Below are 10,811 nucleotides of genomic sequence, written 5' to 3'. Positions count from 1 at the left end.
GTATTAAATATTCTATATACAGCCTAGGATCAAATTTATAATCAATATGAGAGATAGATCCAGAATGCATACAAGAATTTGTTTCTACGCCAAAATTATTAAGAACAGAAAAAATGACCCTACTTTTGTAATTACCCATCGTTCCAGTAAATATTTTATTAAAATATATTTTCTTATTTTTCATTGCATTTTTGCAGTTTTTATAATCAATATATCCCTTATAAACTATTTTCTTTAAAATTGCTACCAAAAGATTGTAAAATTTATCTTTATCTATCTCTTCTGAGGTTATTTGGGTTATATTTTTTGATATGTTCTCAATGAAACTATTCAACTTAGGATCATCAAATTTCACAATATCGTTTACTTTTATCTCGTCAAAAAAATATTCAAAGTCTATAATTGAATATTTTATATTTGAATTATTTAAAAACTCTATCAACCATTTATTTCTATTTAAAACAACAACCTGTTCTTTTTTTGAAAAAAATATAAATATTTTTTTCAAAAAATATTTATAGTCTTTTTTATTATATATTCCAGATAAATAAAAATTAACAAATGGCACTTCTTTTCCACCAGAATACAGATCTGGCAAATAATATGGGGAGAGACATCTTTTGCCAATCTTGCTATCAATTATATTTTTATCAGTATAGATTACATCAAAACCACTTTTTTTTAAACGAGCATCTGCAAGGATATTAGAATATAATGCGATCAAATTTGAGATAATAAAAGGACATGTTATTTTTAAAACATCAGAAATCTCATCATTTTGATTTTTTATATAGTCAAAATAAAGAAAATCAAATACTTTTTCAACAAACCCATCAACATCATCACAATCAACAGGATCCCCTTGATTAATAGAAGATTGATATGATATATCTGGAGAGCAGTAAATATCTAAATAAAACTTCATGTCATACTTTCAAAAGAAGAAACACATGCCTCTCTAAAGCTATCTATATCTTTTAACAGTAAATTTTTATCAAAGTATTTTACGCCTCGAAATAGTGGCACCATTTTTGTACCCATGCCTCTTTTAAAATGTGCTATATTTATCTGTTTTTCGTCTAAATAATCTAAAAATCCATCCACTAAGTTATACCCTGCAGGCTGAGAGTACTCCATATGCTTAAAACCCATATCATGAAAATACTCAGTAGCTTTTTGCAAAATAGCGTGATATATAGGAATTCTCATATTTGTAAATTCTGGATCATCTGCAGCACTCATATATACAACAACTTCACTCGTATGTAAAAAATAGCAAAGACCTATAAATTGGCCTTTATATCTTAATCCTATAATAGTAGCATTGCCATTTTGTAGCATTTCATACTGCTTATCAAAGGTTGTTTTAGGTCTTGTTTCTCTACCAGCAGCCTTTTTGTGAAGCTCTCTATATGCCTCATGGATTTCATAACTTGGATTTTCTTTAGATACGACAACAAAGTCATATTCACTATTTTTAAAAATTCCATTTATTAACGGCTTATAGCACTTTCTTAGTCTTGACCACAAAGTACTTTTTTCATCGCATAGATCAAGCACGCAGTTGCTGCCAGTAGCGTCTATAAAGCCATATTTGATAAGAAAGTTATATTTGTTAAAAAACTCCATAACCAAAGAGTCCAAATAAAACATTATCTTGCTAACATTATAGTTTTTACTTATCTCAAAAATTTCTTTAAAAACTATGTCATAAACCCTATCGTTTATCGCAAGCGGAGCAACTGTAAAATATCCAGACAAAGATATAGAGACAACGCCATTTACTTGTTCTATTGGCAAAAAACAAATTCCAACACACTTGTTGCTCTCAACAACCACAAAGCTTTCATCACTAAGTATATCTTTGGAATAAAATTTCATATAGTCTAAGTATGAGCTTAGATATCTTGGGCTGTGAATATTTTCTGAGATATATTCCTGCCATCTAGCTTCAAAATTCTTACGATCCTCTTTATATCGCACTATCATATGCTAAATCCATCATCAACTACAATATTTTGCCCATTTACATATCTACTCATATCGCTCAGCAGATACACCAAGGTGCCTTTTAAGTCACTATTGTTTAACATACCCTTGTTCAGACACTGATCTTTATATTTTTCCAAAAACGGCTCTGGCTGGTTATCAAATATACCGCCAGGACTTAGCGCATTTACCTTTATATTCATCCCTTTAAAATACTTTGCCATATATTTAGTAAGGTGTATAAGTCCTGATTTTATGGCAGCATATTCAACCGGCATAGTCATTGTTGTGTTGTTATATATTTCAAATTTTGGAGCAACCACTCCATAGATTGAGCATATATTTATGATATTTCCATATCCTTGCTCTTTAAAATATCTTGCAAACTGCTGAGATGCGGCAAAATAACCGCCCAAATTTAGTCCCAAATTTTCTATAAAGTCACTATACTCAACATCAAAAAAGTGCCTTCCATAGTGCTTATTCCGAGGGTATGCATTATTTACTAGTGCATCTATCCTTTTATACTTATCATGCAAATATTTTATACAAGCCTCCAAAGAGTCTTTAGACGTGATGTCGAGTTTTACAAAGTCTATATTTTTTGAATTTAGCTCTTTAGATAGCGCCTCTTTTGCCTCTTGCCCTATTTTTTCATTTATATCCGCGATAATAGCTATGCCGTTGTTTTCAACAATGGCTTTTATAAATTCTTTACCAATAAGTCCAGCTCCACCAGTAACGACAACTACTTTATCTTTTAACACTGCTGTTCCTTATATAAATTTTACTTTTAGTTAAATTTTCTAAACACTGGCTTAATAGAGCTACCTACTAAATATTTTTCATAGCCTTCATCAACTGCTTTTTTGTAAACTTCAAAAGTTTTTTCTAGTGCGTTTTTTGTCTTTGCAAGTTCATTTTCTCCGTGAGCATAAGAGAGCGCCACCCAAGGAATAAGCACACCATTTTTGATCATTTCTTGAGAAAAAAGAGTTCTTAACCCTAAAGAATTTTGACCATTTTTATCAAAGGTCAAATAGTACGGGCTGCACTCGATCCCGCCTGCTACGAAATTTCTTTCGATTTCATATTTTTTTGCAAGCTCATTTATCATCGAGATTAGTTTTGTGCCATAGTCCCAAATATACTCAACCACATTATGCTCTTTCATAAATTTCATAGCCGCAACAAAAGCACCTAGGCCACTCATCTCTGCACCATGTGTTGTCGACAGCAAAAAGACTCTCTCCCTGCCTTCAAATTCTATACTGCCAAGCTGCATTATCTCTCTTTTTCCAGCTATAGCTGCAACTGAAAATCCATTTGCCATTGCTTTTCCAAAAGTGCACAAGTCGGGCTTAATGTCATAATAATATTGAGCCCCTTTTAAATGCCATCTAAAGCCAGTTATCATCTCATCAAGTATAAATACTGCTCCATTTTTATGGCACAGATCTCTTACTTTATGTAAAAAGTTATCTTTTGGATGCTCTGTTGCCGCTGGCTCTAAAATCACACAAGCTATTTGATTAGGAAATTCATCAAAAAGCCTCTCTATGCTTTCAATGTTGTTGTAGCCAAACGTTTTTGTGCCTTCAGTATCCTTTTGCGGTATACCCTTGGTAAGTTGCGTAGAGCCAATAAACCAGTCATCATAGCTAAAAAATGGATGCTCTGCGCATCTTGCAACCAGCTCCCTTCCAGTGTATGCTCTACTAAGTTTGATAGCTGCTGTTGTTGCTGTTGAGCCATTTTTAGTAAATTTAACCATATCAACACTATCTATCATATCTATTAATAATTCAGCAGCCTCTAGCTCAATCATACTAGGCTTAGTTAGATTGTTTCCAAATTCTATTTGCTCGATCGCGGCTTTGTTTATTTCTTCATTCGCGTAGCCTAAATTTACAGCCCTAAGCGCCATTCCATAGTCTAAAAATTCCCTACCATTTTCGTCATATACATATGCACCTTTCCCTCTTTTTAAAATTTGTGGGGCATTGGCTGGATACTGGTCAAACCCTCTGCTATAAGTATGGGCGCCGCCTGGTATTGCTTTTAATAATCTATCTTGATAAGTCATTTTTTATAACCTTTATAATTCATTATTGCTTCAACCATTACAAAATCATCAATATCATCTATCTCTAGCGATTTGTATTTTGGAACTTCATAGCCTATGGTGTTGTCGTGATAAAATGTTTTTTTATCAAGCAAAACATCCGTTTTAGAGACATAGATCGTTCCTTCAAAGAAATAAACATCTTTTATCTCTTGCCTTCTTAAAACCCTCATATCTTTATTTTCATATCCAGAAATTAAGCCTTTTTCATCTTTTGAGACTAAAAAAGCTGGATTCTGACTCTCTGTTTTGCAAATTCCAACAATCGAATCAGCTTTTGACTCTAGTAAAATTTCAATAGCCCTATCTATATCGCAAACTTCTCTCAAAGGCGACGTAGGCTCTAATAAAACGATATAGTCAAACTCTTTTTTTAATTCATTTTTATAATAATCTATAGTGTGTTTTATGGCATCAAAGGTTGTAGCGGTGTCACTTGCCAAGTCGCTTGGTCTTAAAAAAGGGACATTTGCACCATACTTTTTTGAAATTTCTACGATTTTCTCATCGTCAGTGCTAACCATGACCTCATCTACATATTTACTTTTTAGTCCAGCCTCTATACTCCATGCAACAAGCGGCTTCCCGCATAATTCTTTAATATTTTTTCCAGGCAACCCCTTGCTGCCTCCTCTTGCCGGTACAATCGCTAAAAAACTATTATTTTTATACATTAAAAAACTTCTTTATATTCTTCATTTGCTCTTTGATATTCTTCCATGCGTCCGATATCAAGCCAATACTCTCTGATCGGGAATGATATAACATCTTTACTTAATCTTATTAGCTTTTCAAACAGCGTAGGCATATCATAAAACTCATCTTGTGGGATCAGATCTAAAATTTCAGGTGAGAGCATATATATCCCAGCACTTACAAAAAATTTCTGCACTGGTTTTTCTGCGATAGCAGTTATTTTATTATCATTCATCTTTACTACGCCGTAAGGTACCTCATAGTCGTACTCTCTGACGCACATTGTAGCTGTGGCTTTATGTAGCGTGTGATAGTTAAAAATGTGCTCGAAATTTACATTTGTAAGAAGATCACCGTTCATTACAAAAAATGGCTCACTCGGGCGCTCTTTTAGCAGGCTTAACGCCCCTGCTGTGCCCATCCTTTTTTGCTCTAAAACATAGTCGATATTTACACCAAATTCTTTTCCGTCACCAAAATAGTCTCTAATAATGCTTGCATTAAAATTTACGCACATCGTGATATTTACAAAGCCATACTCTGCAAATCTCTCGATTATCGTTTGAAGGATCGGCTTATTTCCAACCTTTAGCATCGGTTTTGGCGTATCTTGCGTGAGTGGTCTTAGTCTAGTACCAAGGCCTCCTACCATTAGGATAACTCTATTTGTCTTGATCTTTGGCTCAACAAGCTCTTCTATCTCTTTTAAGTCTAAAACTATTCCATTATCATCTACTATTGGTATCTGGTGAAGTTTTTTAGATAACGCTATCTTTAAAATTTCTTCTTTTGTGTTAGAAATTTTTGCAATAGCTGGCTCTTTAAAAACGATCGTCTCTATAGAGCTATCAAGGTCCAGTCCTCTTAATATACCCCTTCTTATATCGCCATCTGTTAGTGTCCCAAGAAGCTTATCATTGTCATCAACAACTAAAGCTATCTGCATAGCTCCGCTATCTATAATACCCAAGGCTTCCTTTATAGTAGCATTTTGTTTTAACTTTATGTTTTCTATATTTTTCATAAAATTTCCTTTAAAAGCATAAAACTTTCAGCATATTCACATCCACAAGTTGCCCCTCTTAAGGTAGCCAATGCTCTTAAATTTCTCTCACTTCTTGGAAATGGATGTTCCCCTATTTCACTTTTAAAAATTTTCATTATTTCTATTTTTTTATCAAGATAATTGCTTATATCCACAAATGAATTTGGCATAAAAGCATCCTCTTTGAGACCTGGGGCAAATTCTGTTTCACTTAGAATTTCCATCATATATATCTTTTTGATAAATGGATATCTAAATGCCTTTGTGCAGCTATAGCTCGCTTCAAAAATTTTCCTATGGTCGCTATGCACGTCACTTTTAAATGGAAGGTATATGATGTTTGGCTTTACCTCGCTTATTACTTTTGAGACTTTGCCTATAAGCTCTCTCATACCATACTCATCTACTCGCATTGTATTAAGTCCTAAACTAAAAACGCCATCAAATTTATAAGCATCCGAAGCTTGCTTTATCTCATTTTCTCTAGTGGTATAATAATCGCTATTCTCATCCGTTTTTGTGCAAATAAGCCAGTAAATTTCATCTCCATCATGCTTATGCTTAAGCAGCGTCCCTCCACAGCCCAATGTCTCATCGTCTGGATGAACAGCTACTACTAAAATTTTATTTTTCATATTAACTTTCTTTTTATATGCCACTTTCTATCATTCAAATCGACTTTATCTAAAAAATCGACAATTTTTTTATGAGCATAGCCATCTCCGTAAGGATTTTGTAAATTTTTGACAGAATCTCTATATTCCTTGTTATAAAAAGCTTTTTCTATAGATTTTTTTATCTGATCTTTGTCGTATTCTACAAATTCTACATTTCCAGCATTTAGTCTCCCTTTTTGTCTGTTTCCTATGTTTACAACAGGTAATTTATAAAATGGAGCTTCCAATATACCCATGCTTGAATTACCGACCAACACCTTCGCGTTCCTCATAATATTGACAAATATCTCCCTGGGTAATGTTTTATAAAATTTTATATTTTCGCTACAATTATCATCTATGACTTTTAAAATATCATAAGAGCCTGGATCTGTGTTTGGATAAATGCCTATCACTTTAACCTTATTTTCAAAAGCAAATTCACTTATTGCATTCATTGTTATATTCATTTGTCTATAGCTGTCCTCAATCTCAGACGATAGAGGGTGTTTTAAAACAACCAGATACTCACTGCTATCTATATCAATATCCAAAAATTCACCTAATTTTTTCCTATCAATAATCTTCGTCTCTAAGATATTATTGAGCGCTGGGTTTCCGCTAAAACAGATTCTAAATTCTTCCTCACCCAATCTTTTTATATTTTCTGCATATTCATTCGCTGTAGCAAAATGAATGTGAGCAAGTTTGCTGCAAGCCATCCTTATCGGATCATCGGAGTTTCCATAGACAGGATCCCCGCCGCCAATATGAGCAACTAAAACATCCATATAGTTACCAACAACACAAGTTGCTATACTCTCTTCTCTATCTCCAGCAAAAAGTAAAAAATCAGGTCTTTCTCTATCTACTACTTGAGTAAGCCCTTCGATTAACAATCCAACTCCTTTTGATCTTTGGGTTTTTCTATTTGTCATGAGCAGAGAATCAATTTTTTCAGCTATATCAAAACCATCATCTTTGATTTTATCCAATGTAAATCCATGCCAATCTGAAAGATGGGCACCAGTAATGACAACTTTCAGATCAAAATTTTTATTATTTTGTAACTCTTTTAATACAGGATACAAAATATCATATTCAGAGCGAATTCCTGTTATTGCTAGTATCTTTTTCATCTATTCTCCATCTCCAAGTAATTTTTTATTTCTAATAAATTATCTATGTTATAGTCATATGCAAACTCAATATGTGAAGTATAGCCATTTATAAATCTAAAGGCTTTTATCCCTGCTTTTGTTGCCCCAACAATATCAGTATGTGGGTTATCCCCCACAAAGATAGCATTTTTATTTTCAACACCCAAAAGCTTTAAAGTCTCCAAAAACGGCTTTTCATTCGGTTTTTCAAATTCTTTGCCAAACTCTCTAGCGTAGACTATTTTATCGGTAAATTTTTCTAGATTCAAAGCTCGAACTTTATTTTTTTGAGCCATCACCACACCATTAGTTAAGATTGCCTTACAAATATTCTTGCAATTCAGGTAATCCATCAGAATATGAGCCTCTTCATATATCTTCAAACGACAATTAATATTTTTGTATATTTCAAATAGTTCATTTTGTCTATCTTTAGAATAAAAATTTATTTTTTTTAAGATATCTGTAAAGATATCCTTACTGTTCAATATAAAACGATCATCGTAGGCGTTCTTAAACAGATCGGCATCTATGCCATAAACTTTTGAAAATTCTTCAAATACCATTAAGAAATACAACTTTTCATCGTAAAGAGTATTATCTAAATCAAAAATAACCGCTTTTATCATATGTTACAGCCAAACCTGATCGAAATATCTAAGAAATGTTTTTGGAGTTTGAAATTTAGATTTATCTATTTTTATTTTTTCTCCAAGAGCAAGTTTTAAAGTTTCCAATGGGAAATTAAACCCTATATCTTTGTCTATTCCGCTACTTGCACCGATTCTTGGATTTAAATCAAAAAGCGCAATCTTGCCATCTTCTGTAGTTGCTAATTCCATGTTATTTACGTAAGATAAATTAAATTTTTTAATGATGTTCGAAGCTAGTTCTTCTATTTTTCTATCATAATAAACCTTTCCCCTAAAAGTCTGCGAAGCATTACCCCACTCCCTCGTATGAGTTAGCGTAAAAAAATTCTCTCCGTCTTTGCAAATTGAGTAGATACTATAATACGGATCATGTAAATATTCCATTACAATCAAATCATCAAATTTATTTTGATCTTTAAGAATTCTATCAAAAAAATTAAAAGGGTACTCATTTGTTGGCTTTGATTTAAAAATATTTTCAAAGTCAAATTTATCGCTAAGAATATACACGCCCCTTCCGCCCCTTCCAAACCTTGGCTTGATTACAACTTTTTTATCTGGATATCCTATTTTTTTTATAGATTCTAAAAAATCGAAATAGCTATTAACGATAAAATATTTTGGGCAGTGTTCGGGGATACTAGATTTTAACTCATCATAGACTATTCCTTTGTCATATGCCTTAATTAGATTCTGATATTGCCCGACAATAACCTTGCAAGGCATTTTTTCTATGAATTTGGCAAGAACCAGATTGTCTTCGTTACCACAAGGCAATATTACTTCTATGTTATATTTCCTTGCTAATTTTTCAATAAATTCCACAAACTTAGTCTCATCTATAGCACTATTTGGAGAAATTTCAAAAGTATCAACAAATTTTCTACCAACAGCAAATTCAAATGCATCAACCCCTATAATATTTATGTCATACTCTAGCGTATTCTTAAGTGCTTTTAGTATATCCGGGCTAGTCATTCCGCCAACAGTAGTTACTAATAAATTTACTTTCCTCATATTAATACTTCCTTTAGTTTTTTAACAATAGTCATAGCATCACCCTTACCGATTAGCATGTGCATCGGTAAGGATATGTGTGTTTTTGAAAGCCTTTGTGCATTTAGCATTTTCTCTCTTTTTGTATCCTTAAATAATGGTTGATCGTGAAGTAACGGAAAATATGGAGCATCCGCTTTTATATTCATTTCATTTAGCTTTTTAATAATCTCATCTCTATTGTGACTTTTTAAAAACACTATAAACCTCCAATAGGAGTGCCTACTATTTTCAGCCGGAACCTGTAAATGGACAATGCCTTTGCTAATAAAACTTGATAATTCATTTTTATATATACTCGCTATTTTATTTCTATATTTTACAAATTCTTCCAATCTTTTTAACTGATAAACGCCTAATAATGCCTGAAATTCAGTCATCCTATTATTTGAGCCAAGATTAACAAATAATTCGCCGTTAAAATTTATATCTATTCCCCTATTTCTAAAACTTGCACATTTTTCAAAAATTTCCTTGCTATTGGTTGTTATCATTCCACCCTCGCCAGTTGTTATGATTTTTGTCGAGTAAAATGAAAAACAACCTATATCGCCAATGTTTCCAGCCTTTATACCATTAATCATTGCACCATGAGCATGAGCACAATCTTCGATAAGAAAAATATTCTTTTCATGCAAATATTTTTTTATATCAAATATGTCTTTACTTATCATTCCAGCAAAATGCACTATGATAACCGCTTTTGTTTTCTCATTAACAAGTTTTTTCATACATTTAAAATCCAATAAAAAATCATCATCTACATCACAAAAAACTATTTTAGCTCCATTTTTTAAAACTGCGGAGCCAGTAGCTACAAAAGTTTGAACCGGAACTATTACTTCATCGTCTTTAGTTAAATTTAAACTAGTTAAAGCGATTTCCAAAGCGCTCGTGCAAGAGTTAGTAGCTACTGAATATTTACTCTGGCAATATTTTGCAAATTCTTTTTCAAATTTTTGAACATTCTCGCCCATAGTGAGCATTTTTTTGCCACTTAATATTTCTCTAGTTTCTTTCAGTATTTTTTCAATATCATCTTGTGGAAAAAAAGGAAAAGCTGTATTATATTTTTTCATTTTCTTGCAACCTCAACATATTTTTTTAACCCTTCTTCTATGCTAAAAGGCTTAAAATCTAACAATTTTTGAGCCTTTGTTATATCTATAATAACATCAAAATCATACGAAAGAGTTTTATCTATCAATATTATTTTTGAATTACTTTCTGTTAATTTTATAATTTCGTTTGCAATTTCAACCAATTTTAAAGAATTGCTGCTTCCCGCCATAAAAATTTCATATTTATTTAATTTTTTTATATTTCTATAAATTTTATACAAAACATCTACAGTATTGTCTATATAAATTAAATTTCTAAGTCTTTGCCCAAGACTAAACAATTCAATATCTTTATGACTAATAGCATTAT

11 protein-coding genes and 1 pseudogene are annotated in these 10,811 nt (G+C 32.3%); all 12 read right to left on the bottom strand.

What is annotated here, in order from left to right; genetic code table 11:
* A partial coding sequence (locus CYP05_RS04420; protein WP_141090278.1) for a hypothetical protein occupies nt 1-925 on the bottom strand: 925 nt, incomplete at its 3' end.
* Nucleotides 922-1,989 carry a hypothetical protein gene (locus CYP05_RS04415; protein WP_103642115.1) on the bottom strand — a complete coding sequence of 356 codons (1,068 nt, stop codon included), beginning with the start codon at nt 1,987-1,989 and terminating at the stop codon, nt 922-924. The genes CYP05_RS04420 and CYP05_RS04415, both read right to left, overlap by 4 nt.
* Nucleotides 1,986-2,756: an oxidoreductase gene (locus CYP05_RS04410; protein ID WP_103642114.1), complete on the bottom strand. Its 771-nt coding sequence runs from the start codon at nt 2,754-2,756 to the stop codon at nt 1,986-1,988. The genes CYP05_RS04415 and CYP05_RS04410 overlap by 4 nt, the downstream gene beginning before the upstream one ends.
* 26 nt (nt 2,757-2,782) lie before the next feature.
* A complete protein-coding gene (locus CYP05_RS04405; protein WP_103642113.1) occupies nt 2,783-4,075 on the bottom strand; it encodes a glutamate-1-semialdehyde 2,1-aminomutase in 1,293 nt (430 codons plus the stop codon).
* On the bottom strand, nt 4,072-4,788 hold the full coding sequence (locus CYP05_RS04400; RefSeq protein WP_103642112.1) for a cytidylyltransferase domain-containing protein: 717 nt from the start codon (nt 4,786-4,788) through the stop codon (nt 4,072-4,074). Before CYP05_RS04400 ends, CYP05_RS04405 begins: the two co-directional genes overlap by 4 nt.
* On the bottom strand, nt 4,788-5,834 hold the full coding sequence (locus tag CYP05_RS04395) for a nucleotidyltransferase family protein (protein WP_103642111.1): 1,047 nt from the start codon (nt 5,832-5,834) through the stop codon (nt 4,788-4,790). Before CYP05_RS04395 ends, CYP05_RS04400 begins: the two co-directional genes overlap by 1 nt.
* Complete coding sequence (locus CYP05_RS04390; protein ID WP_103642110.1) at nt 5,831-6,490, bottom strand: PIG-L deacetylase family protein; 660 nt, start codon at nt 6,488-6,490, stop codon at nt 5,831-5,833. The genes CYP05_RS04395 and CYP05_RS04390 overlap by 4 nt, the downstream gene beginning before the upstream one ends.
* Nucleotides 6,487-7,650 carry a UDP-N-acetylglucosamine 2-epimerase gene (gene neuC / locus CYP05_RS04385; RefSeq protein WP_103642109.1) on the bottom strand — a complete coding sequence of 388 codons (1,164 nt, stop codon included), beginning with the start codon at nt 7,648-7,650 and terminating at the stop codon, nt 6,487-6,489. Before neuC ends, CYP05_RS04390 begins: the two co-directional genes overlap by 4 nt.
* Entirely contained in the window at nt 7,647-8,300 is a 654-nt protein-coding gene (locus tag CYP05_RS04380) for an HAD family hydrolase (protein WP_103642108.1), read from the bottom strand. Before CYP05_RS04380 ends, neuC begins: the two co-directional genes overlap by 4 nt.
* Before the next feature lie 3 nt (nt 8,301-8,303).
* Entirely contained in the window at nt 8,304-9,341 is a 1,038-nt protein-coding gene (locus tag CYP05_RS04375; RefSeq protein ID WP_103642107.1) for an ATP-grasp domain-containing protein, read from the bottom strand.
* Complete coding sequence (locus tag CYP05_RS04370) at nt 9,338-10,459, bottom strand: DegT/DnrJ/EryC1/StrS family aminotransferase (RefSeq protein WP_103642106.1); 1,122 nt, start codon at nt 10,457-10,459, stop codon at nt 9,338-9,340. Before CYP05_RS04370 ends, CYP05_RS04375 begins: the two co-directional genes overlap by 4 nt.
* A pseudogene (locus tag CYP05_RS09945) lies at nt 10,456-10,811 on the bottom strand (NAD-dependent epimerase/dehydratase family protein); the annotation flags it as partial. The gene CYP05_RS04370 and the pseudogene CYP05_RS09945, both read right to left, overlap by 4 nt.

It is taken from the genome of Campylobacter concisus, assembly GCF_002913545.1.
Lineage (GTDB): Bacteria > Campylobacterota > Campylobacteria > Campylobacterales > Campylobacteraceae > Campylobacter_A > Campylobacter_A concisus_AV.
The sequence above is the reverse complement of the archived record's forward strand: the minus strand, read 5'-3'. Positions and strand labels throughout refer to the sequence as shown.